This window comes from Bacillus sp. FSL W7-1085, from assembly GCF_038595035.1.
GTDB lineage: Bacteria > Bacillota > Bacilli > Bacillales > Bacillaceae > Bacillus > Bacillus altitudinis.
Map to the genome: position 1 here is coordinate 2,664,237 of NZ_CP152000.1, position 22,603 is coordinate 2,686,839.

22 protein-coding genes and 1 other annotated feature are annotated in these 22,603 nt (G+C 41.3%); of the genes, 10 read left to right on the forward strand and 12 right to left on the reverse strand.

Going from position 1 to position 22,603, the window contains the following annotated elements:
- Positions 1–46: 46 nt before the first annotated feature.
- The 3 genes from MKY11_RS13700 to MKY11_RS13710 all read right to left on the reverse strand — a co-directional run bounded on the left by MKY11_RS13700 (position 47) and on the right by MKY11_RS13710 (position 2,701).
- Complete coding sequence (locus tag MKY11_RS13700; RefSeq protein WP_003216385.1) at positions 47–259, reverse strand: alpha/beta-type small acid-soluble spore protein; 213 nt, start codon at positions 257–259, stop codon at positions 47–49.
- Between the two features lie 89 nt (positions 260–348).
- Positions 349–1,554: a tRNA uracil 4-sulfurtransferase ThiI gene (thiI, locus tag MKY11_RS13705; RefSeq protein ID WP_024718686.1), complete on the reverse strand. Its 1,206-nt coding sequence runs from the start codon at positions 1,552–1,554 to the stop codon at positions 349–351.
- A gap of 4 nt (positions 1,555–1,558) precedes the next feature.
- A complete protein-coding gene (locus tag MKY11_RS13710) occupies positions 1,559–2,701 on the reverse strand; it encodes a cysteine desulfurase family protein (protein WP_259253257.1) in 1,143 nt (380 codons plus the stop codon).
- A gap of 202 nt (positions 2,702–2,903) precedes the next feature.
- Here MKY11_RS13710 and brnQ (MKY11_RS13715) point away from each other — a divergent pair, with 202 nt between their 5' ends.
- Together brnQ (MKY11_RS13715) and brnQ (MKY11_RS13720) are read left to right on the forward strand one after the other, a co-directional pair.
- The gene (brnQ, locus tag MKY11_RS13715) at positions 2,904–4,247 is read left to right on the forward strand and encodes a branched-chain amino acid transport system II carrier protein (protein ID WP_144667149.1); all 1,344 of its coding nucleotides are present in this window, start codon (positions 2,904–2,906) and stop codon (positions 4,245–4,247) included.
- 214 nt (positions 4,248–4,461) lie between these two features.
- Positions 4,462–5,805 (forward strand): branched-chain amino acid transport system II carrier protein, encoded by a 1,344-nt coding sequence (gene brnQ / locus MKY11_RS13720; protein ID WP_024718689.1) that lies wholly within the window; start codon positions 4,462–4,464, stop codon positions 5,803–5,805.
- Positions 5,806–5,845: 40 nt separating this feature from the next.
- Here brnQ (MKY11_RS13720) and ezrA read toward each other — a convergent pair whose 3' ends face one another.
- A complete protein-coding gene (gene ezrA, locus MKY11_RS13725) occupies positions 5,846–7,549 on the reverse strand; it encodes a septation ring formation regulator EzrA (protein WP_259253256.1) in 1,704 nt (567 codons plus the stop codon).
- A gap of 336 nt (positions 7,550–7,885) precedes the next feature.
- Here ezrA and hisJ point away from each other — a divergent pair, with 336 nt between their 5' ends.
- A complete protein-coding gene (hisJ, locus tag MKY11_RS13730; RefSeq protein WP_047945281.1) occupies positions 7,886–8,701 on the forward strand; it encodes a histidinol-phosphatase HisJ in 816 nt (271 codons plus the stop codon).
- Here the strand turns inward: hisJ and refZ are convergent.
- Positions 8,671–9,336: a forespore capture DNA-binding protein RefZ gene (gene refZ, locus MKY11_RS13735; RefSeq protein WP_008343081.1), complete on the reverse strand. Its 666-nt coding sequence runs from the start codon at positions 9,334–9,336 to the stop codon at positions 8,671–8,673. The two genes, hisJ and refZ, sit on opposite strands and share 31 nt — an antisense overlap.
- A gap of 126 nt (positions 9,337–9,462) precedes the next feature.
- Between refZ and MKY11_RS13740 the strand changes: the two genes are divergently transcribed.
- The 3 genes from MKY11_RS13740 (at position 9,463) to MKY11_RS13750 (ending at position 11,680) form a co-directional block, all read left to right on the forward strand.
- Positions 9,463–9,963 carry a GAF domain-containing protein gene (locus MKY11_RS13740; RefSeq protein ID WP_039170268.1) on the forward strand — a complete coding sequence of 167 codons (501 nt, stop codon included), beginning with the start codon at positions 9,463–9,465 and terminating at the stop codon, positions 9,961–9,963.
- Between the two features lie 310 nt (positions 9,964–10,273).
- The gene (gene rpsD / locus MKY11_RS13745; protein ID WP_007501777.1) at positions 10,274–10,876 is read left to right on the forward strand and encodes a 30S ribosomal protein S4; all 603 of its coding nucleotides are present in this window, start codon (positions 10,274–10,276) and stop codon (positions 10,874–10,876) included.
- A 243-nt stretch (positions 10,877–11,119) separates the two neighbouring features.
- The gene (locus MKY11_RS13750) at positions 11,120–11,680 is read left to right on the forward strand and encodes a hypothetical protein (protein WP_024718693.1); all 561 of its coding nucleotides are present in this window, start codon (positions 11,120–11,122) and stop codon (positions 11,678–11,680) included.
- A gap of 8 nt (positions 11,681–11,688) precedes the next feature.
- Here MKY11_RS13750 and MKY11_RS13755 read toward each other — a convergent pair whose 3' ends face one another.
- From MKY11_RS13755 to MKY11_RS13765, 3 genes are all read right to left on the reverse strand, one after another.
- Positions 11,689–12,288 carry a cysteine hydrolase family protein gene (locus MKY11_RS13755; RefSeq protein ID WP_268381819.1) on the reverse strand — a complete coding sequence of 200 codons (600 nt, stop codon included), beginning with the start codon at positions 12,286–12,288 and terminating at the stop codon, positions 11,689–11,691.
- 49 nt (positions 12,289–12,337) lie between these two features.
- Positions 12,338–12,550, reverse strand: coding sequence for a hypothetical protein (locus MKY11_RS13760; RefSeq protein WP_342501490.1), 213 nt, complete (start codon positions 12,548–12,550; stop codon positions 12,338–12,340).
- Between the two features lie 95 nt (positions 12,551–12,645).
- The gene (locus MKY11_RS13765; protein WP_072367428.1) at positions 12,646–13,293 is read right to left on the reverse strand and encodes a triacylglycerol lipase; all 648 of its coding nucleotides are present in this window, start codon (positions 13,291–13,293) and stop codon (positions 12,646–12,648) included.
- A gap of 202 nt (positions 13,294–13,495) precedes the next feature.
- Here MKY11_RS13765 and MKY11_RS13770 point away from each other — a divergent pair, with 202 nt between their 5' ends.
- Entirely contained in the window at positions 13,496–13,837 is a 342-nt protein-coding gene (locus tag MKY11_RS13770) for an antibiotic biosynthesis monooxygenase (protein WP_135009407.1), read from the forward strand.
- Positions 13,838–13,963: 126 nt separating this feature from the next.
- Here MKY11_RS13770 and tyrS read toward each other — a convergent pair whose 3' ends face one another.
- On the reverse strand, positions 13,964–15,232 hold the full coding sequence (gene tyrS / locus MKY11_RS13775; RefSeq protein ID WP_135009408.1) for a tyrosine--tRNA ligase: 1,269 nt from the start codon (positions 15,230–15,232) through the stop codon (positions 13,964–13,966).
- 53 nt (positions 15,233–15,285) lie between these two features.
- Positions 15,286–15,523: a binding site (T-box leader), on the reverse strand.
- A gap of 59 nt (positions 15,524–15,582) precedes the next feature.
- Positions 15,583–17,307, reverse strand: coding sequence for an acetate--CoA ligase (acsA, locus tag MKY11_RS13780; protein WP_163116461.1), 1,725 nt, complete (start codon positions 17,305–17,307; stop codon positions 15,583–15,585).
- 155 nt (positions 17,308–17,462) lie between these two features.
- On the opposite strand from acsA, the gene MKY11_RS13785 reads away from it, so the two are divergent.
- From MKY11_RS13785 to MKY11_RS13795, 3 genes are read left to right on the forward strand one after another with little or no spacing between them, the layout of a single operon-like run.
- On the forward strand, positions 17,463–18,095 hold the full coding sequence (locus MKY11_RS13785) for a GNAT family N-acetyltransferase (protein WP_047945276.1): 633 nt from the start codon (positions 17,463–17,465) through the stop codon (positions 18,093–18,095).
- A gap of 38 nt (positions 18,096–18,133) precedes the next feature.
- The gene (locus MKY11_RS13790) at positions 18,134–18,775 is read left to right on the forward strand and encodes a CBS and ACT domain-containing protein (RefSeq protein WP_017358312.1); all 642 of its coding nucleotides are present in this window, start codon (positions 18,134–18,136) and stop codon (positions 18,773–18,775) included.
- Entirely contained in the window at positions 18,772–19,932 is a 1,161-nt protein-coding gene (locus MKY11_RS13795) for an acetoin utilization protein AcuC (RefSeq protein ID WP_024718705.1), read from the forward strand. The genes MKY11_RS13790 and MKY11_RS13795 overlap by 4 nt, the downstream gene beginning before the upstream one ends.
- A gap of 43 nt (positions 19,933–19,975) precedes the next feature.
- Here MKY11_RS13795 and ccpA read toward each other — a convergent pair whose 3' ends face one another.
- Positions 19,976–20,977, reverse strand: coding sequence for a catabolite control protein A (gene ccpA / locus MKY11_RS13800; RefSeq protein WP_008343056.1), 1,002 nt, complete (start codon positions 20,975–20,977; stop codon positions 19,976–19,978).
- A 450-nt stretch (positions 20,978–21,427) separates the two neighbouring features.
- A complete protein-coding gene (locus MKY11_RS13805) occupies positions 21,428–22,504 on the reverse strand; it encodes a bifunctional 3-deoxy-7-phosphoheptulonate synthase/chorismate mutase (protein WP_017358315.1) in 1,077 nt (358 codons plus the stop codon).
- Positions 22,505–22,603 lie beyond the last annotated feature (99 nt).

Consider the following 22,603-nt stretch of genomic DNA (forward strand, 5'->3'; position numbering starts at 1 on the left):
GCGGGAATGAACCCGCTCATAAGCCATAGCTTTTTAATTGTGTGTCTTAGAAAGATCCGCCACCCATATGTTGTTGAGCGTAAGATACAAGACGCTTAGTGATTTCTCCACCAACTGATCCGTTAGCGCGAGCTGTTGTTTCTGGTCCAAGGTTTACGCCAAATTCTGAAGCGATTTCGTACTTCATTTGGTCGATCGCTTGTGCAGCGCCTGGAACGACTAATTGATTAGAACTGCTTTGTCTGTTTTGTTGAGCCATGTGTTCTCACCTCCTTGTGAATATAGAATGTGTAGAAACACATGACTTCATGCGATTGATTTTATGGTAATTATTATGAAATTTTTTATTTAGAATAAATCAGCGAATTTGTCAGCTGCTTTCTTTTCATTTGTGACAACGATTGTTTCGATCTGCTCCACTGCCTCATCAAGCATTGGCTCGAATTCAGCAAAGCTTTCGTAGCGTTCTACTTTTTCAAGCTTTGGTTTTGTTTTTGGAGATGGCGGCGTAAAGATCGTGCAGCAATCCTCAAATGGCTGAATGCTTGTCTCATATGTGCCAATTCGTCTCGCTTCTTCGATAATGTCATTCTTATCCACGGCAATCAGCGGGCGAATGATCGGTGTGTTTGTGACATGATTAATGGCATACATGCTTTCAAGTGTCTGACTTGCCACTTGACCAAGGCTTTCCCCTGTAATAATGGCAAGCGCATCACGCTTGGCTCTTATTTTATCTGCAATTTTGAGCATCATTCTTCTCGTTGAAGTCATCGTATAGTTTTCTGGTACTTGTTTGTGAATGAGCTCTTGGATTTTCGTAAAAGGAACGATGTGAAGCTTGACTTCGCCTCCATAGGCAGCTAAGCATTCCGCTAGATCAATGACCTTTTGCTTGGCACGTTCACTTGTATAAGGTGGGCTAAAGAAATGAACCGCTTCAATTTGAATGCCTCGTTTCATTGCCTGATAGCCGGCCACTGGGCTGTCAAAGCCGCCAGAGAGCATCAACATCGCTCTTCCGCTTGAACCAACTGGCAGTCCGCCTGCACCTTTTACATCTTTAAATGTAATGTACGTCGCGTGTTCTCTTATTTCAATTCGCAAGTGAACATCTGGCTGTTTCACATTAACGGTTAAGTTGTCTGTATTCCTTAAAACATGTCCACCAATTTCTCGGTTCATTTCATTTGAATCAAGCTCAAATTGTTTATAAGAGCGTTTCGTTGAGACCTTAAATGTATTTCCTTGTTTATACACTTCCTGAACCGCTGAGAGTGCCGCTTCTTTGATGGCATCAAGATTTGTCTCACATTTCACAGCCAGGCTAAAGCTTTGAATGCCAAATACACCTTTAAGCTGTTCTGAAATCGGTTCAGGATCTTCTCCGTTTAGCATGATCGTAATGCGGTCTCTGTCAGATGCATACTTTAATGCTTCAAAGTCTTTTAATACAAACCGGATATGCTGTCTTAGTTTTTCGATAAATTTCTTTCTATTTTTCCCTTTTGTTGAAATCTCACCAAAACGGACTAAAATATGGTCATACTTCATGTTGTTATCTCATTCCTTTTAATTTTTTCACACTTTGTGCGATCGATGTGATGATTTGTGGCGCTAGCTCTGGTCCTTGTCCATATGTCAAACTGATTCTCATGCTGCTTTTGGCTGCTTCTTCTGATTTTCCCATCGCGAGCAGGACACGGCTTGGTTCCTTTTTCTTAGCAGAACAAGCAGACGTTGTCGAAACGTAAATGCCTTCTTTTTCGAGCATATGCAGAAGGACTTCGATCTGAATACCTGGCACTGAAAAATTCACAATGTGCGGTGCGCTATGCGTCAGCGGTGTGTTTATGACGACGCCTTCTATCTTTCCAAGCTGCTGCTCTAGCTCCGTTTTTAAGGCGATCATCTCATCATGATGCTTGTTTAAATATTCAAATGATTGCTTTATGGCTTTTGCTAAACTGACAGCTCCAGCAGGGTTCTCAGTCCCTGAGCGAAGGCCTAGTTCTTGCTCTCCTCCTGTGATAAAAGGTGCAAGTACGATCTCTCTCTTTAAAAAGAGGGCACCTGTTCCCTTCAGGCCGTGAATCTTGTGGCCTGACATCGTTAAAAGATCAATATCCATCCCTTTAGGCAGCGGAACCTTGCCAATTCCTTGTACGCCGTCAACATGAAAAATCGCCTCTTTGGCATACTTCCGAATGATGCTGGCCGCTTCCTCTATCGGCTGAATCGCGCCTGTTTCATTGTTTACATGCATGAGACTGACAAGCACTGTATCAGGGCGAAGCACTTCTTTTAAATGCGTCATATCTGCACGGCCATGCTCATTTACTTGAATATAGGAAATATCAAAGCCAAATAATGTTTTCAGCTGTTCAAACGATTCGATGACAGATGGATGCTCAATCGCTGTTGTGACAATATGTCTGCCTCGGTTCATCTTGGCAAGAGCAGCCCCTTTGATGGCAATGTTATTTGCTTCTGTTGCACCTGAAGTAAAAATAATCTCATATTGTGTAAAACCTGTATAGTGAAGGATTTGTTTTCGCGTTTCACTTAATAGACGGCTCGCATCAATTCCAAGTTGATGCAGCGAAGACGGATTCCCAAAGAAACGCTCACTCACTTGCTGATGTACTTGTAAAACCTCTGGATAAGGCTTTGTTGTAGCACTATTATCAAGATAAATCATATCTTAAACTCCTTACAAAAAAACTTAAAAAATAAATGCATTTATATGTTACCATAATGAAGTCAGACAGAGAATTTTCTGAAAATGGCAGTTGACAACTTTTTATTTTCACTATATCATCCATAGTGCAATTGTCATATAAACACCTAAATTGTCAGAATATTTAAATTTGACACAATACACTGATTGAGGAGGGACTATTTTGAATAATAGTTTAAGTATAAAAGAGACATTGGCTATTGGACTAATGCTTTTTGCATTATTCTTTGGTGCAGGAAATATGATTTTCCCGCCTGTTCTTGGACAATATGCTGGTGAAAACGTATGGCTTGCCATCGGCGGATTCCTACTTACAGGCGTAGGTCTTCCACTATTAGGGGTTATTGCTGTCGCCCTTACAGGTACCGGCGCCAAAGGTCTTGCCGATAAAGCACACCCTAAATTCGGGACTATCTTTACCGTTATTCTGTATTTATCCATTGGACCATTTTTCGCCATTCCGCGAACTGGTACGGTTTCGTATGAGATTGGATTAGCTCCATTTCTCTCAGGTGCCCAAGCCACTTCATGGGTACCACTATTCATCTTTACCGTAGTGTTTTTCACTATTTCATACTTGCTTGCGTTAAATCCTTCAAAGCTGGTTGATCGTATTGGTAAAATTTTGACACCGATCTTATTAACTGTTATTGCTATTATTGTCATTAAAGCCATTGCTACGCCAATGGGAATGATCGGTGCTCCAGATAAAACATATGAGGCAAATCCGCTTTTCACTGGATTTTTAGAAGGCTATAAAACAATGGATGCACTTGCTTCTATCGTATTTGGAATCGTCGTGGTGACAGCTGTTAAGGACAGAGGCATCACAGAGCGAAAATCTCTTGCAGCAGCTTGTATTAAGGCAGGAATCGTAGCAGCTGTTGGACTGGCACTCGTGTACATTTCACTTGCTTATGTGGGTGCTTCAAGCCCCGATGCCACGGGAATGGTTGGAGCAAATGATGGCGGCAAACTGCTTTCACTTTCTGCCAACTTTTTATTCGGTTCTGCTGGTAACATTGTTCTTGGCGCAGCCATTTTATTCGCTTGTTTAACGACTAGTGTTGGACTTATTTCATCTTGTGGAGAATACTTTTCAAAGCTCTTCCCAGCACTTTCTTATCGTACTGTCGTTCTAATTGTTTCTTTATTTAGCACATTCGTTGCAAACCTCGGACTGGCACAAATCATTTCTCTGTCGGTGCCTGTACTCGTAGCGATCTATCCACTGGCCATTGTCATTATTTTATTATCGTTCCTTGACCGCTGGATTAACGGCAGAAGAGTCATTTATATCACTTCTCTCATCTTTACTGGTTTCTTTGCCATCACTGATGGATTATTAGCTGCCAAAGTGAATCTAGGCGGATTGCCTGGCATCTTGAAATCAATTGTTCCGTTTTACGATTTAGGCATTGGCTGGATCATACCAGCTATTATCGGTGCTCTGATTGGTGTACTTATTTCCATGTTTACCAGCCCACCAAAGCAACTTGCCTCATAATCATCACAAGCCAAAACATCCCCTTCCAAAGAAGAAGGGGATGTTTTTTTATTGTTCTTCATATACTAAAATAGAAAAATTCATGACTTTTGTACGAAAACACATGTTGACATCAGGCGTACATCCTTTATAATTAGTGATTGTTAATGATGAACGGTTACCTAGCAACTAATTAACAGAATATTTCAACATAATAATGGAGGCTTTAAATGCAATGAAGGCAACTTTGTCGACGAAAGATACGGTTATCATAGGTTTTATGCTGTTTGCTCTATTCTTCGGCGCCGGTAATATGATTTATCCACCAGAGCTTGGGCAATATGCTGGGCAAAATGTGTGGAAAGCAATGGGCGGATTTTTATTAACAGGTGTCGGTTTACCTCTTCTAGGGATTATTGCAATCGCTTTGACAGGTCGAGATGCGAAAGGATTAGCTGATAAAGCTCACCCAGCTTTTGGAACAGCGTTTACCGTCATTTTATATTTATCCATCGGGCCACTTTTCGCTATTCCTCGTACAGGAACGGTTTCATATGAAATTGGTGCACTACCCTTTTTAGCTGGTGTACCAGCTTGGCTCTCACTTCTTTTATTTACACTGGCCTTTTTTGGTATTACGTATTATCTTGCACTAAATCCAACGAAAATTGTGGATCGTGTAGGGAAAGTGTTAACACCGATTAAATTTACGATCATTTTGATTATTATCGTCAAAGCCATTTTGACACCGATGGGCGTCATTGGCACACCTGATGTGTCCTATAGCAATGGATCATTTTTCAAAGGGTTTTTAGAAGGCTATAAAACCATGGACGCTCTTGCATCTATTGTGTTTGGAGTTGTTGTCATCAACGCCATTAAAGGACGTGGTGTAACAAGTAAAAAAGCACTCACATCTGCTTGTATCAAAGCAGGCCTCATTGCAGCTTGCGGATTAACATTTGTTTATCTATCACTTGCTTATTTAGGCGCTTCAAGTACACACGCGATTGGTTTTGTTGGAGATGGCAGTAAAATCTTGGCTCAGTCTTCGCAATTTCTTTTTGGCAGTTTAGGTAATATTGTGTTAGGCGCGGCGATTACGGTTGCCTGTTTAACCACAAGTATCGGTCTCGTGACATCGTGCGGAGAGTATTTCTCAAATTTATTACCTAAACTTTCTTATAAAATGGTCGTTACACTCGTCACATTATTCAGTTTTATCATTTCAAATTTTGGACTTGCTCATATTATCGCTTTTTCAGTACCTGTGTTAACTGCGATTTACCCGTTAGCGATTGTGATTATCGTCTTATCACTTGCTGACAAATGGCTTGGTCATAGAAGACCTGTGTATGTCCTTACTTTGATTTTAACTGGCTGCGTCAGTCTATTTGACGGCTTAGCAGCGGCGAAACTGCCGATTGGTCCTGTGAAAGATCTCTTTCAAACGATCTTGCCGCTATATGACCTTGGCATTGGCTGGATTGTACCTGCCATACTCGGAATCGTAATTGGATTTGTTATCTCTCTATTCACTTCTTCTGCTTCAGAAGAACGCCAAAAGCAAGCTTCATAACATGGAAAAAGCTGAAGTCCTAAAATGGACTTCAGCTTTTTTATTGATGCTGATATTCTTTTTCTTGCTGAGTTAAAAGCTTCTGAACGGCTCCAGGTGATGCTTTTTCGACAGCTGCTGCTGCCACATCAAATGAATCGTTATAATCATAGGCATAAAATCTTCGTTCTGCCTCTTTTAATTGCTCTGAAAGAATGTGGTTTTGACTTCTAAACCGGTTGCCGTATTGTATAATCCGTTCAATTTGATCCACTTTACGAAGCATGTCATGTGTTTCATCAACGACATGTCTAACTGTTTCAGAGGCTTCTTTTAATTGTTGGTTCACTGCTGGCATATTCAGCGGCAAATTCTCTAGCTGCTCCTGCACTTGCTGAATCATCTCCTGCGCTTTTTCAGCACGGTCTTTGATGTCAGCAGGTACACCTGGAATGTTGCTTTTGTGCAGCTGGCGCACTGTATCTGTCAGCATGGTTTTAAGTTCAGCCAATGTTTCTCTTGCCTGTAATTCTTCTTTTCGTAACGATTGAAGGTGATCTTTAAACGCTTCATGAAGCGTTTTTGCATCCTCAATAAAGGTCTCAAGCTGATTGATTTCATCCATTAATAATGTGTATGCGACATGGTCACGATCAAGCTTCTCTCGTATTTGCTTCATGAGCTTTTCAATTTCTTCTAATCGTTTTTCGAAGGCTTTCTGCTGATCCAGCTCTCCCGCTGTCAGCTTGTAGCTTTCTTTCACAAGAGCCGTTTCTGCCTTTGTCTGCGTGTGGTCTTGTTCAAGTTTTTCAAATGCCTCGGTCAGCTCAGGCATTTTGCTCTTGATTTCCTGACCTGCTTCTACTTCTGCTTCTAGCTGATCATACAGCGTCTGAATCGCATCATCAATCATTTGCAGAATGCTTGATGCTTCATCTAAATTGAGTTCATCAATCAGCAGTTTCTCCGCCCGGGTCAGCTGTTTATTCAAGTTCTCCAGCTCTTTTGTGATCTGGATGTGCTCTAGCTTGTAGCCTTTGTCTGTCATTTCTTTATAACCGTCTTTCAGCTTCGTCAGCTGACCTGGCACCGTTTGTTTGCAGTCTGCGATGAGCTTCGGTACATCATTGATATATAATTGCAGCTGATCGAGTCTGCGGTCTTGCTCAAGCAAAATTTTCCTTGCTGTCATGTAGTTTCCGTTTTCTGTCTCTTCCTCATACTGCTTAATCCCTTCCCAGGCCTCGTCCAAGTCCTGCTCCATTTTGTCATAAAGGGTGCCGTATAAATGGCTGTAAGCAAGTAGATTTTTTCGTACCGTTTGATATTGCTCTTTGACCTTCTCGATGTCTTTTCGGTTTTGCTCTTCACTTGTGACAAGGTCTGCAATCTCTTTTAAAATGTCTTCGATGTTTGAATCAGCAGCGGTGAGCAGATCTCCTATATGCGCAAGGACTTGCTTCGCTTTGGAGAATCGATATTTATCAGAATACTCCTCTGCATCATATAATAGCTCCTCTACCTTTGGAAGATGGGCTGTGACGATATCGTCCCACTCTGCACGCCATCTTTCAAAAAACTGCTCTGTTTCTCCGGTCATTTTTAAATGTTTGATTTTTGAAATTTCTTCTACAATTGATCTGTTTAAAATTTCAATTTTCCATGCTTCCAATCGGTCAATCTCTTTATATATATTTTTTCTGAGGAAATAACCGACTGAAAACAAAGCAAGCAAAATGACAATTAAACCGATGATAAACTCCATAATGAGCCCCCTTGTTGTGATCTAAGTGATGTCAGGGTAGTGTCCCGAGTAGACCTGAGAACCCTTTCGTGTCCGCTTTGCATTTGTTTTTTATAAGCAGGATTGTATTTTTCCCAATACGATCCATTCACGGTTTTATGTATGTTTTTTCAAGAAAGTCATTCAGGCTTTCTATCATTTGATCACATGTATTGATGTGACCTGTTTTTATGTATGCGGAAGCTGTCGTTTTCATTGTTATTATGATACCATGTAACCAGCATTTTTGGTCATGATTTTTCATTATTTTCGCTGATAAACATGACGTTTTTCAAAATATCGACAAGAGGTGACGACATGTTGAAACAAGATGCACATTTACATACGCCATTTTGCCCGCACGGTACGCTTGATCCTTTTCATTCTTATATTGAAAAAGCAATGAAAAAGGGATTTGATTCCATCACCTTTACCGAGCATGCCCCGTTGCCTCCTTCGTTTCGAGATCCAACGCCTGAGCAGGATAGCGCCATGAAGCTTCGAGACCTTGAAGCCTATTTGACGAAGCTGGATCAGCTGAAACAGGAATACAAAGGACAGTTAATAGTAAAAACTGGGCTTGAGGTCGACTATATCAAAGAGTATGAAGAGGAAACAAGTGCCTTTTTAGACTGCTACGGCCCTGAACTAGACGATAGCATTTTATCTGTTCACTTTCTTCCTGCTGGCAATGATTATATTTGTCTTGATTTTGATGAGCACGCCTTCAAGCAGCTGATCAGCATCTATGGCAGCACCGAACACGTCTATCAAAGCTACTATGACCAAATTCATTCTTCTATTCTATCATCTTTAGGTCCATATAAGCCAAAGAGAATCGGTCATATCACCCTTGTCCAGAAATTCAAACAGCTTTTTCCATACGAAATGTCGCCAGAACTATGTCAAAGGGTCACCCTTTGTCTTGAAGAAACGGCAAAAAAAGGCATGTCCTTAGATTTTAATACATCAGGTCTTCGTAAAACATATGCCAGAAGTATCTATTTAGATCAATGGATGATCGATCTTGCAAAACAGAAAAAAATTCCGCTCATATTCGGGTCTGATGCCCATCAAGCGGAAGATCTCGGGTATGCGTATGATCAATTTGAAGACATCATGAGTTTCAGGTGAGGATCAAGTGCGGGTTCGTTTGGTTCTAACAGATGATGAAGCGACCGGCTCAGTTCCTTATAGTACGTTTGATAAAAGTAAGGCTCGTTTGGGTTGATATAAAGCACCTCTGTTAAATATTGCGGCTGTAAATATGGCATCATCAGAAGTGATTTTAGCTGGATCATAAATGATGAGAGTGACAGCTGCTTACAAATCACATGGGTGCTTTTTCCTTTTTCAATGATGAGCTGAAACAAGTATTTTTCCTTTGTTAAATAGGTGGACATGATTTCCCTGATCAGCGTTGAATCAATGGTCACCTCTCGATAAACGAAACGGGTTAATTGACGATTTTCATGCTGATAAGATAAAATATCAAAAACCACATGAAGTAAACATTCTTTTGCATGACGGGTTTCCATGTGCTGGATGTGCGATTCAATCATCTGAATATAGCCTTCATAAAAATCGGATACGAGTTGCTCGAGCAGCCCTCCTTTTCCTTGAAAGTAATAAGATATATGGGCAACGTTGACGTTTGCTTCCTTCGCAATCTCACGGACAGAGGTTCCAGAAAATCCTTTTTGGTTAAAAAGTCTGATGGCAGCTTCAATAATACGGTCTTTTGTTTGCACGGTTGTTGATGTTTTCATCCGCTCACCCCTCTTCATGTGTACATACTTCAAGGCGAAGGCGGAAGTTCCTTTAATCATTGCTCGACAAATCCCACATGCGAAGCGCAAGTTATGTATTTTTGAGATAGAAAGTAGGAGATTTTCATGTTTCATGTCGAAAAACAGTCTGGTGATCCATCGAAAGACTATCAATTACTCATCAAACAAGTAGAAGCGATTACGGATGGTGAACCTGATCTCATTGCCAACCTAGCCAATGCTGCGGCGCTGCTTTATCACTCGCTTCCTGAAGTCAATTGGGCAGGATTTTATTTAGCAAAAGACGGAGAGCTTGTGCTTGGTCCATTCAACGGACTGCCCGCATGTGTACGCATTCCTTCTGGAAAAGGGGTTTGCGGTACAGCATTTGCGACAGGTGATGTACAGCGTATCGCTGATGTCCATGCATTCCCTGGTCATATTGCATGTGATGCAGCATCGCAATCTGAAATTGTGATCCCACTTAAAGTAAATGGACAAATCATTGGGGTACTCGATATTGACAGTCCAGTGAAAGATCGTTTCAATGAAGTGGATGAAACGTACTTAGTTCAATTTACAGAGGTTCTCCAAAATGCGTTATCAGCCTCTACTGATGCGTCATGATGCGTGAAAAGCAGACAATGTGTCTGCTTTTTTGTTTTGCTTTCTTCCCGGATGAATGCCGACCACGTTTGACATTCTCCTCTTTAAATAGGTTGACTTCTCCTATCTGGCGTCATATAATAGAGTTTGTGTGAAATATGGCAGCCTTTTTGTTCGGCTTTTTTGTATCATTTTGTTCCTTCTATATGGAGGTGCATCTTGTAACTCCCTGCTGCTGGAGCGAGGATGCATGAAAACATAATGACGGAAAAGACAAAGAACAGACGGTTTTTATTTTTCACAAATAAAAACAATAAGGAGGAGTCACATTATGGCTCGCTATACAGGTCCAAGTTGGAAGATTTCCCGCCGTTTAGGCATTTCATTAAGCGGAACAGGTAAGGAACTTGAAAAACGCCCTTACGCTCCAGGCCCACATGGTCCAGGACAACGCAAAAAACTATCTGAATACGGTTTACAATTACAAGAGAAGCAAAAGCTTCGTCACATGTACGGTGTCAACGAACGTCAATTCCGTACACTATTTGACAGAGCTGCTAAACTTCCTGGTAAACAAGGTGAAAACTTCATGATCCTTCTTGAAACTCGCCTTGACAACCTAGTATACCGTCTTGGCCTTGCTCGTACGCGCCGCCAAGCTCGTCAGCTAGTAAACCATGGTCACATCCTTGTTGATGGAAGCCGTGTAGACATCCCATCTTTCTCTGTGAAACCAGGTCAAACGATTGCTCTTCGTGAGAAATCTCAAAACCTTGCAGTTGTGAAAGAATCAGTTGAAGTGAACAACTTCGTACCTGAATACCTTACTTTCGATGCTGAAAAGCTTGAAGGAACTTTCACTCGTCTTCCAGAGCGTTCTGAATTAGCGCCTGAAATCAGCGAACAACTAATCGTTGAGTTCTACTCTCGTTAATTTCATGACTCTCTCAGAGAGTGATCAAACAAACCCTAGAGACCTTGATTGTTCAAGGATTTCTAGGGTTTTTTGTTTGGTCTTTTGTATGATACTCTCTAGCTACAAATAACTTATTTGCACACAAGAAAATTAGAACACCGATTACTCTTTACTCTTTTTCGTTTTCCTCTTACAATTACATTTACTGGATAACTCACAACTTAAAACAATAATGTAAGGAACGTTAAGGAGGAAAGCAATTTGTCGATCATTTCATTTATGTTAGCACTTATGCTCATTTCAATTGTTATCTATGCGGTTTTGAGAAAGACAAAAGTTGTCGATGAAGCGCCTGGAGCTATCGCTGAAATTCTCCTCATTTTACTCATCTTTTTTTCGATTAGTTTTGTCATCATCATTCCAAGTTCTGTACTTTATGTTGTTTCATTAGGAGTGAATTTTCTTTTTGGAGAATATATTACCTATGCATCATTTCTTTCATTATTGACCTTCTGTCTATTCGTCAGTGGGATTGTTCTTTTTTGGTCGATCTTTTTAGTATTCATTGGTAAAGGAATTTCCTCTTTGCTAAGATTTCCTCAATGGTTCACGTTTATCTTTGAATTTTTACTCTCATGGATCGTTGTGCATTTCTCAATTAAGTTTGTACTTAATATGAACATAGTCAATGTCTCAATTTGGGAGCACGGCACACTCATTTTATCTTTCTTTGTCAGCTTCTTATTTATTGGAATTGATCTCATCTACTCAAGTATTGAACAACGAAAACAGCCGCTGGATGAACAAGCAAAAAGCTCCTAGAGATGATTCTAGGAGCTTTTGCTTGCCCAATTTGTGATCAGCTGCTCAGTTGTCAGGACAGTCGCAAATTCGTCATGCAGTGTTGCAAGTGAAAGGCGATGGATCGTTTCTGGATCATAGTATGTACCGGTTTGATCTGTTAAACCAAAGGCGGCTGTTGCATCTGACATGAGGTATGTCTCAAAGCCTAGGTTTCCACTCATTCTTGTTGTGGTAGATACGCAGTGCGGTGTTGTGAGTCCAGCAATCACAACAGTGTTGATCTCGTTTGATCTTAGTTGTTCCTCTAAGTTTGTACCTATAAAGCTGCTGTTGACTTTCTTTTGTATGACCGTTTCTTCATCTAGCGGTTTAGCGATCTCTTTGAAGGAGTGCCCTTCATTTGCTGGATGAAATAAGGAGTGCGGCTGATCCGATGTATGCTGAATATGAATGACTGTCCATCCTTTTTCTCTCCAAAACGTCAATAGACGACTGATGTTCTTCTCTGCATCTAGGTTATTCCGTTCTCCCCATTTTTCGTGCTCGAATGCTTTCTGTACATCGACCATAATCAAAGCCTTTTGATGATGTTGCACAAATACCCACCTCCGAAGATTCTCGTTCATTATATGTAGTGTAAGGAATGGCGGTTGATTTGTACATGTTTTTATTTGGCTATGTACGATGTTTTGTCTGTTTTTGCAGTAAAAAGACAAACCACACACTGGCTATTAAGTAATAGATACCAATGATGGATGTACAATTAGATATGACTTCTGCCCATTGCACTGATTTGACGATTGCCATCCAGATCATATAGATGATCAGAAATGAACTTGGGAAATAGAGAAAGTAGCCCAAGAAAGCATATTTGAGTTTTTGCGTCATCTTTTATCCTCCTAAAAATCTTCTTCAACACCTAGCAGCACCCATATAACCATGACATCAAAAAAGACAGCACAAATCGCTGTCTTTTTGATTTTTTAATTCGTATTCTGTCCTCCGCCATTCAATCCTTCTTTCACATAGCCTTTGACTTGGCTTGAGGTTAATAGACCGATATGTCCAACGCCGTGGATGAGGACGTTTCTTGCGCCAATTAAGCGAGAGAGGCTGTTGACGACGATGAGATCGGCTGAGCTATAGACGGATGTGTAAAGAATTTTTTGATTTGGATCGGTGCCTGGTAATGCTCTGAGTGAAACGAGTCCGTTCGCTCCACCAAGTGTGACGACGTTTTCAATTTTATCTCCGCCGTCTAGGTTTTTAATATAGTATAACGTGTTCGCACCGCCCATACTATGAGCCACAATATCTACTTTTTTGGCACCCGTTTTGGCTAGTACATCTTTGACGAATCTAGAGAGCCTCGGGCCATTGTTCAGGTTATTGCCTGTTTTGTCTATGAAATCGATTGCAAAAAGTTGGTTTTGATCCCATCCCTGTGACACTAAGTATCGTTTGATCGAAGCAAAGTTATAAGACGCACCACCCATGCCGTGTACCATTACAACCGGATTATGCTCGGCCGCTTTGGCTTCTTTCGGCTGGATGATGGCTATTGAACCTAGCACTAAGGCAAGGGCAACAAGAATTTGCAAACTCTTTTTCTTAAATCGAATCACTTTCATTCCCCCTTATTCATCTTATTCGACTCTATTTTATACAAGAAAAATATGTCAGAAAAGTGAACAAGGTAATGTTTATAAGATGATTTTACAGAAATATAAATAATCATAAAGCACCTTGGACTTTTTTAAATTAAAACAAAAAGACTACGAGCCCCTCTATCTTTCATATATAATGTGAATAGACAAAAGGAGGTTCTGCTAGATGCTGTTTACTCAAACACCTGCACTACCCTATTATGCCGTGATTTTCACATCAAAACGAACAAATGTCGAGCAGAAAGAATACGCCGTGGCTGCTCAAAAAATGGAAGAATTAGCGAAAGAACTAGATGGGTTTCTTGGAATAGAAAGTGTACGAGATGAACATGGTGTTGGAATCACTGTCTCTTACTGGGATTCATTAGCAGCCATCAAAGAATGGAAAGCACATACAGCACATCAGCGTGTTCAAAAAAAAGGAAAAAAAGATTGGTATGAATCCTATACAACCCGAATTTGTAAGGTAGAACATGCTTATACAAACGAAAATTCACTCCTTGAATAAGAAACAGACAAATGAGAGAAAACCGCTCTGTAAAAGCTTAATTCCTACTTCTGAATAAAAAAAAAGCACCTCAATGTATATGAACATTTGAGGTGCTTTTCATGATACTTACTGTTTCATAAGGATTTATTTATACGTCACAAGGAAATATTTCTTTTTCCCTCTTCTTAAGACGGTAAATTGGTTTTCAATTCTATCTTCAGCTGAAAGGACGTAGTCTTTGTCGGTTTGTCTCTCTCCGTTGATGGAAACTGCGCCATTCGTGATATCTTCACGTGCTTGACGTTTTGATGGAGACAGTTTTGATTCGACAAGAACATCAACAAGTGTTAATTCTTCTGCACTGTCTTTCTCCATTGATGGCACATCTTTAAAGCCTACTTTCACTTCTTCTGCTGTAAGAGATTTAATCTCACCTTTAAATAGCGCATTTGAGATGTTGACAGCCTGTTCTAGTGATTCACGGCCATGCACAAGTGTTGTGACTTCTTCTGCCAAACGGCGCTGTGCTTCACGTTTTTCAGGGGCTGTTTGCACTTTTTCTTCGTACGATGCGATCTCTTCTTTTGATAGGAACGTAAAGTATTTTAAGTATTTCACGACATCACGGTCATCTGTGTTAATCCAGAATTGGTAGAATTCATATGGAGATGTTTTTTCTTTATCTAACCAGATGGCGCCGCCTTCTGTTTTCCCAAATTTCGTGCCGTCTGCTTTTGTCACAAGCGGCATCGTCAGACCGAAAGCTTTTGCGCCTTCTGCTTCAGACTTACGGATCAACTCAAGTCCAGATGTAATATTTCCCCACTGGTCACTTCCGCCGATTTGCAGCTTACAGTTTTCATTTCTGTAAAGGTTCAAGAAGTCTAACGATTGCAGAATCACGTAGCTGAATTCTGTGTACGAAATCCCTGTTTCAATACGGGAGCTGACGATATCTTTTGCGAGCATGAAGTTGACACCGAAGTTCTTTCCAATATCACGAAGGAACGTGATGACATTCATTTGACTGATCCAGTCATAGTTATTGACGATGACAGCTGGGTTGTCACCTGCTTCAAAATCAAGGAATTGAGAGAGCTGGCCTTTGATTTTCTCTGACCACTGTTCGACGATTTCTGCTGGGTTTAGTGAACGTTCTGCTTTTTTGAAACTTGGGTCACCAATCAGTCCAGTTGCGCCGCCAACAAGTGCAATCGGATGATGGCCTGCTTCTTGGAATCTGCGCAATGTTAATATTGGCAGTAAGTGACCAATGTGCAAGCTGTCAGCTGTTGGATCAAAGCCGGAGTATAGCTTGATTTTTTCTTCTGCTAATAATTTTGTTAAACCTTCTTCATCTGTTTGTTGCTGAATTAATCCTCTGAACGATAATTCTTCCATCAATTGACTCATATCCAAATCTCCTTTTTTTACAATTCAACATAAAAAACGCCCCTTCGAATGAACGAAGGGACGATATATATCGCGGTACCACCCTGCTTAAAAGACAAAACAACACGTCTTTTCACTTACACTGATAACGGACAGATCCGTTCTTTCACTAATCAGGCAACATGCATGCTCCTTTTCGTAAAAGCGGTTCGTGAGGGTAATTCGAATATCTCTTTGTACTGACTCGCACCAGCCGTCAGCTCTCTTGGACAGGGAAAGATGATTCTACTGAATCTCAGTCAAAACCTTTTCATATTCAACTAAAGTCATTTTTAACATACTTTTGATATCAAGTCAACTGACGGAAGCGATTAATCTTCCATTGTCGAGAGATCGCCAGCAGGTAAATTCAGTTCCCACGCTTTTAGCACACGTCTCATAATTTTACCGCTTCGTGTTTTTGGCAGTTTGTCTTTAAACTCAATTTCTCTCGGTGCTGCATGTGCAGCGAGTCCTTTTTTCACAAACGTACGAATCTCTTCTTTCAGCTCATCTGTCGGTTCGTATCCGCTTCTAAGCGCTATAAATGCTTTAATAATTTCACCGCGCACAGGATCTGGTTTTCCGATGACACCAGCCTCTGCAATGGCCGGATGTTCCACCAGTTTACTTTCTACCTCAAATGGACCGACCCGCTCTCCTGACGTCATAATGACATCGTCGACACGTCCCTGGAACCAGAAGTATCCATCTTCATCCATGTAAGCTGAATCTCCTGAAACATACCAATCTCCCGGCATAAAGTAAGATTCATATTTTTCAGGATTGTTCCAGATCGTATGCATCATAGACGGCCAGCCCTTTTTGATGGCAAGGTTCCCCATCCGGTATGGCGGAAGTTCATTTCCGGCATTATCTACAATCGCAGCTTCAACGCCTGGAATTGGTTTCCCCATTGAACCTGGTTTGATATCCATGCATGGATAGTTACAAATCAGCTGTGCACCGGTTTCCGTCATCCACCAAGTGTCATGAATTCGTTTACCGAATACAGCGTCTCCCCAGCGGATCACTTCTGGATTAAGCGGCTCTCCTACACTTAACACATGACGGAGTGAGCTGAGATCATATTTTTGAATGAGATCGTCTCCTGCTCCCATCAGCATTCTGAAGGCTGTCGGTGCACTGTACCAAACGGTCACACCAAGCGATTCAATGGTTTCGTACCACGTATCAGGATTGAACCTGCCGCCTAAAATGACATTCGTCGCTCCATTCAGCCACGGAGAAAAAATACCGTACACCGTCCCTGTTACCCAGCCTGGATCAGCTGTGCACCAGTAGACATCTTCTTCTTTCAAATCAAGTACCCATTTACCCGTCTGGCCTTGCTGCACCATTGCGCCATGAACATGGAGCACACCTTTTGGCGTACCAGTGGACCCTGACGTGTAATGAAGCAGGTATCCATCTTTTTCATCCATCCACTCGATTTCAAGTTCCTTCGCTGACTGCTCAAATGCTTCTTCAAAGTGAATCGTCCGCACACCACCTGCATCCTCTTTTTCACCACCGACAATGATGACGGATTCAAGCTTTGGAAGTTCTGCAAACGGAATCCGCTCAAGAAGATCAGGCGTTGTCACAATCACTTTTGCCTCACTATTTTCTAAACGATCTTTGACGGCACCTTCCATAAATGCCTCAAATAACGGACCGACGATCGCACCAATTTTGACAGCACCAAGCAGTAGAAAATAGAGCTCAGGTGATCTTGGCATAAAGATAAACACGCGATCCCCTTTTTGCACATGTGCCTGTTCTCTTAATAGATTTCCTGCTTTGTTTGTCTTGATTTTCATATCCCTGAACGTATACTTTTCATCCCGCTGTGAATCTTTGTAGTGAAGCGCCACCTTGTTTTTACGAAACGAGTCCGCATGTCTGTCAATCGCTTCATAAGCTGCATTTACTTTTCCTGTTTCATACCAAGAGAAATTTTTTCTCGCTTCCTCCCATGAAAATTCTTTGTATGCTTGCTCATAATCATTTAAATGATAGTCCCCTTTTACTGATGGTAGCGTTTCCACTTTCATCAAACAGTCCCCCTTTGCATACGTTTACAATGACCATTATAGTATAGATGACTTTTTTTCTCAATTTTTAAAAAACTTCTGATGAAACCGTTTTAATTATTGCGAGATTTAAGATAGAATAGAGACGACTCACTAGAATTTGAGGCGGTGGATACGTGGAGCATCCTAAAACTTATTATTCAAAAACCATTGAGCGAGAAACAGGTTCCATCCTGATTGAAGGACCGGTACCTGCATCAGAGCTTGCGAACTATATGTTTCATGAAGGACTAACGGCATTTCGCACGCCTGAGGAACAGAAACAAGCACTTGTTGAAATAGCAGATCTTCCTGAAGGACGTATTATCATTGCTAGGGTGGATGAGCTTGTCGTAGGCTATGTCACGTATTTGTACCCTGATCCGCTTGAACGCTGGTCAGAAGGCAACATGGACAATTTAATTGAGCTCGGTGCCATTGAAGTCGCTCCTCCATTCAGAGGCTGCTCACTTGGCAAGCATTTACTGGATGTGAGCATGATGGATGAGCAAATGGAGAATTACATTATCATTACAACTGAATATTACTGGCATTGGGATTTAAAGGGGACAAAGAAAAACGTGTGGGAGTACCGCAAAATGATGGAGAAAATGATGAACGCCGGCGGTCTTGTCTGGTTTGCAACAGACGAGCCAGAGATTAGCTCACATCCAGCCAATTGTTTAATGGCCAGAATTGGAAAACATGTGAGTCCTGATTCGATCGAGCGTTTCGATCGTCTTCGCTTCCATCAGCGCTTTATGTATTAACGTTCAATTCGTTTTTTTGGCAAAGGGGATTGGTAATCATGATGATTGAACAAATTATGGAGCGTGATGTGATCACGCTGCGAAAAACCGATACGATTGAAGAGGCCATTCAAAAAATGAGTGCACATCACATTCGGCATATTCCCATCGTATCTGAGCAGGGATCTGTCATTGGGATGGTGACAGATCGGGATATTAAAAATGCCAGTCCAAGTATTTTTGAAACAGAGAAAAGGCAGCTTTTTATTCAGCGGCCGGTTGAAGACATCATGGTGCTAGAGACGATTACCGCTCATCCGCTTGATTTCGTTGAGGAGATTTCAAGTGTCTTTTTTGAACACGGAATTGGCTGTCTTCCCGTTGTGAGACGCGGCAAGCTTGTAGGGATCATCACAAAAACAGATTTACTTCGTACGTTTGTAAGACTAACAGGTGCAGATCAGCCTGGATCACATTTAGAGGTTGAAGTAGCGCAAGTGACAGAGGGTCTTGCAGACATTACGTCCATTTTAAAAGAGCAGCATATTCAAATGCTGAGTGTACTCGTGTACCCACATGCCAATGAAGCCTCTAAAGTGCTCGTCTTCCGCCTTCAAACGATGCATGCAGATCATGTGATGAAGCTGATTCGTGCAAAAGGCTATAAAGTGCTCTGGCCTATGGAGCAGACGATCAAATGAAGGAAGCGACCTTTGTTTTTTCACCATCTTTTCAAACGTACCAGTTTCACCAAGATCATCCCTTCAATCAGCTTCGCGTCTACTTAACTTATGATCTTCTTCAAAAAATGAAGGCATTAACGGATGATGAGATTGTCGCACCTCGTATGGCGACGCTGGAGGAGTTAAAGCTTGTCCATACAGCAGACTACATTCAAGCAGTACAGCGGGCAAGTGAAGGAAAACTGTCCACCGCAGAGGGGGAACGTTATGGTCTTGGCACTGAGGATACCCCGATGTTTGCAGGGATGCATGAGGCAGCTTCTCTCCTAGTTGGCGGGACATTAACAGCGGTTGATCAAGTGATGCTTGGACATTCGCAGCATGCGCTCAATCTTGGCGGCGGGCTTCACCATGGATTTAAAGGGCGTGCTTCTGGCTTTTGTATTTATAATGACAGCTCTGTGGCCATTCAGTATATTCAAAAGACATATGGCGCTAGAATTTTATATATTGATACAGATGCTCATCATGGCGATGGTGTACAGTTTAGCTTCTATGATGATCCAGAGGTATGTACTGTTTCCATTCATGAAACAGGGCGCTATTTGTTCCCTGGAACTGGACAAGTACAGGAAAGGGGTCATGATAAAGGCTATGGCTATGCATATAATATCCCGCTTGACGCATTTACAGAAGACGAATCATTTTTAGAAGCCTATCGAACAGCAGTGACAGAGATTGCTGCTTTTTTTAAACCAGATGTCATTTTGACGCAAAATGGAGCAGATGCCCACTATTATGACCCTTTGACGCATTTATCTGCTACCATGAAAATATATGAGGAAATTCCTAGAATTGCCCATGAGCTGGCGCATCAATATTGTGATGGAAAATGGATCGCTGTGGGCGGAGGCGGCTATGATATTTGGCGTGTCGTCCCAAGAGCATGGAGCCGCATTTGGCTTGAGATGAAAGGCATTACACCACCAGATGCACTTCCTCAGGAATGGATTCGGGCATGGGAAAAACAATCGCCTGTTCCGCTTCCATCCACATGGCTAGATCCTGACGATTTATATCCACCGATTCCAAGAAGAGCAGAAATTACAGAAAAAAATGCACAAACGGTAGAAAAAGCACTCATGCCTGTTCGACGAGAAAAGAAAAAGGCATAAAAAAAAGCAGGCGTCCACTGATCAAGTGAGCCTGCTTTCTTTTTTATTTCGTCGATTGTCTTTCTTCGATTCTATGTGGCAATTCAACAATTTGATCTTCTACTTGTTCTTTGTTCATGAGCTTTGTCAAAAGTCTCATCGCAACAGCGCCAATATCGTAAGTCGGCTGAACAACTGTTGTCAATTGAGGGCGCACCATGAGGGATAGTCTTGTGTTATCAAAGCCAATCACTTCTAAATCTTCAGGAATTGATACGCCTCTGTCCTGCGCTCCATGAATGACACCTAGCGCCATTTCGTCAGTAGCTGCAATCACAGCCGTCGGCTTGTCAGATTGCTCAAGCAGATTAGCGAGCGCTTCAATACCAGAGTCATATGAGTAGTCTCCTTCAGCAACAAGCGCTTCGTCAAATGCGATACCAGCTTCTTCAAGCGCACGCTTATAACCAGCAAGCTTTCTCATAGAGTTAATTGGTTCTGACATTGGTCCAGATACAAACGCAATTCGTTTATGTCCTTTTTCAACTAATAGCTGAACTGAATCATAAATGGCTTGTTCATAGTTAATGTTGACTGATGGTGTTTGTGCCTGCTCTTCAACAGATGCTGCAAGTACAATGGGTACAGGAGAGCGCTTAAATTCTTCCACATGCACATCTGTAATGTTTCCGCCCATAAAAACGATTCCATCTACTTGTTTGCCAAGCATTGTGTTTAACAAATGAAGTTCTTTATCAGTATTTTGGTCTGAGTTGCTCAAAATAATGTTGTACTTGTACATCGTCGCAATATCTTCAATTCCTCGTGCAAGCTCTGAATAGAAGATACTTGAAATATCAGGGATGATGACCCCAACTGTTGTGGTCTTTTTACTTGCAAGGCCTCGTGCGACTGCGTTTGGACGGTAGCCGAGACGATCAATTGCTTCAAGCACCTTTTTTCTTGTTGTTGGTTTTACGTTTGGATTACCATTAACAACGCGTGATACCGTTGCCATACTTACGTTTGCTTCTCTTGCTACATCATATATTGTAACATTATTCACATAAATCACTCCTTCAAATACACTTCATATCTATAGCATTCACCAATTGGATAGAGACATGTCAGATACGAGGAAAATAATATCCTATTTGTCATTAAAACGATGAAAAGAGACACATAATTTTTCAATCTACATCAAAATGACATTCTTTTATGAAATTATACACGTTTTTTCTTCATATGAAAACGTTCCCTTTCTTTTTATAACTAAATTAAACAAACTTTAATGAGCTTGTTACCTGTAAATTGAATCATATTTCACCAAAAATCGTCGCGAACGTCAGCTATGACAATGATCTTAGCAGATTCTATCGAATTTTAAAAATGAAAACATTGTGAACAAGCGTATTTTTAGCTTGCAATGTGCTCTTTTCCTTTCATTTCCAATTTTAATCGTATTTTTTCATGAAAAAACCGCCGGGCTTTCATCCGGCGGCTTTTCTATTTATGGTTACGCGTGAATGTTGACAAGTGGTCTTAACGCATCTAACCATTTTTCGAATTGTGGAATGTCCATTTGCTGCGCTGAATCAGATAGGGCAACAGATGGATCTGGATGCACTTCTGCCATCACACCGTCTGCTCCAATCGCAAGAGCTGCTTTAGCTGTTGGAAGAAGTAGATCTCTGCGTCCTGTTGAGTGTGTCACGTCAACAAAGACTGGTAAATGTGTCTCTTGTTTCAAGATTGGCACAGCCGAGATATCTAGTGTATTTCTTGTGGCTGTTTCGTATGTGCGGATGCCTCGCTCGCAAAGGATGATTTGGTCATTTCCTTGTGCGATGATGTATTCAGCTGCATTGATGAATTCTGAAATTGTTGCTGCTAAACCGCGTTTTAAAAGAACTGGTTTGTTCACTGATCCAGCTTCTTTTAAAAGCTCGAAGTTCTGCATGTTACGTGCTCCAATTTGGATGACATCGATATGCTCAATCGCTTCTTCAATATGAGCAGGATTCACGATTTCACTAATAACTGCAAGACCGTATTCATCTGCTACACGTTTTAGAATTTTTAGACCGTCTACGCCAAGTCCTTGGAAGTCGTATGGACTTGTGCGAGGCTTAAATGCGCCACCACGAAGAAGTTTTAGTCCCTGCTGTTTCGCTGCTGCCGCTACTTCTGCAACTTGCTCGTAGCTTTCAACGGCACATGGCCCAACGATGAAACGTTGTTTTCCGTCACCGATCGCTTCTCCATTGATATTTACAATTGTATTTTCAGGTTTTTTCTTACGAGAAACAAGAAGTGCTTTGCTGTGGTCATCTTCTTGAAGCTCTAAACCAGCTTTGAAAATTTCTTTGAAAATATGTTGAATCGTTGAATTTTCAAATGGGCCATCATTTTCTTCAAGAATTTGATTAAGCATTGTGCGCTCTCTGACAGGGTCATAACGGTTGACACCTTGCGCTTCTTTAGCCTTTCCAATTTCTTTTACAATGTTTCCTCTTTCATTGATCAGTTTTAAGATTTGAAGATTTAGTTCATCTGCTTGCTGTCTCAATTGTTCCAATTCATTGTTGCTCATTTTTGTCATCCTTTCCTCTGCCCGCTCTCGCTTTTTATTTTTGATCTCTTATAATAGGGTTTATTATAAACAAAGATTTCGGAATTGTCACGAAAAAAT

What these genes read in the sequence shown, in the direction of transcription:
- MKY11_RS13765 (WP_072367428.1), bottom strand. Translation starts at nt 13,293, where the DNA reads ATGAAAGTGATTCGATTTAAGAAAAAGAGTTTGCAAATTCTTGTTGCC.
- rpsD (WP_007501777.1), top strand. Translation starts at nt 10,274, where the DNA reads ATGGCTCGCTATACAGGTCCAAGTTGGAAGATTTCCCGCCGTTTAGGC.
- MKY11_RS13770 (WP_135009407.1), top strand. Translation starts at nt 13,496, where the DNA reads ATGCTGTTTACTCAAACACCTGCACTACCCTATTATGCCGTGATTTTC.
- MKY11_RS13795 (WP_024718705.1), top strand. Translation starts at nt 18,772, where the DNA reads ATGAAGGAAGCGACCTTTGTTTTTTCACCATCTTTTCAAACGTACCAG.
- ezrA (WP_259253256.1), bottom strand. Translation starts at nt 7,549, where the DNA reads ATGGAGTTTATCATCGGTTTAATTGTCATTTTGCTTGCTTTGTTTTCA.
- tyrS (WP_135009408.1), bottom strand. Translation starts at nt 15,232, where the DNA reads ATGAGTCAATTGATGGAAGAATTATCGTTCAGAGGATTAATTCAGCAA.
- MKY11_RS13760 (WP_342501490.1), bottom strand. Translation starts at nt 12,550, where the DNA reads ATGACGCAAAAACTCAAATATGCTTTCTTGGGCTACTTTCTCTATTTC.
- MKY11_RS13805 (WP_017358315.1), bottom strand. Translation starts at nt 22,504, where the DNA reads ATGAGCAACAATGAATTGGAACAATTGAGACAGCAAGCAGATGAACTA.
- MKY11_RS13755 (WP_268381819.1), bottom strand. Translation starts at nt 12,288, where the DNA reads ATGAACGAGAATCTTCGGAGGTGGGTATTTGTGCAACATCATCAAAAG.
- brnQ (WP_024718689.1), top strand. Translation starts at nt 4,462, where the DNA reads ATGAAGGCAACTTTGTCGACGAAAGATACGGTTATCATAGGTTTTATG.
- MKY11_RS13700 (WP_003216385.1), bottom strand. Translation starts at nt 259, where the DNA reads ATGGCTCAACAAAACAGACAAAGCAGTTCTAATCAATTAGTCGTTCCA.
- MKY11_RS13710 (WP_259253257.1), bottom strand. Translation starts at nt 2,701, where the DNA reads ATGATTTATCTTGATAATAGTGCTACAACAAAGCCTTATCCAGAGGTT.
- hisJ (WP_047945281.1), top strand. Translation starts at nt 7,886, where the DNA reads ATGTTGAAACAAGATGCACATTTACATACGCCATTTTGCCCGCACGGT.
- refZ (WP_008343081.1), bottom strand. Translation starts at nt 9,336, where the DNA reads ATGAAAACATCAACAACCGTGCAAACAAAAGACCGTATTATTGAAGCT.
- MKY11_RS13790 (WP_017358312.1), top strand. Translation starts at nt 18,134, where the DNA reads ATGATGATTGAACAAATTATGGAGCGTGATGTGATCACGCTGCGAAAA.
- thiI (WP_024718686.1), bottom strand. Translation starts at nt 1,554, where the DNA reads ATGAAGTATGACCATATTTTAGTCCGTTTTGGTGAGATTTCAACAAAA.
- acsA (WP_163116461.1), bottom strand. Translation starts at nt 17,307, where the DNA reads ATGAAAGTGGAAACGCTACCATCAGTAAAAGGGGACTATCATTTAAAT.
- MKY11_RS13740 (WP_039170268.1), top strand. Translation starts at nt 9,463, where the DNA reads ATGTTTCATGTCGAAAAACAGTCTGGTGATCCATCGAAAGACTATCAA.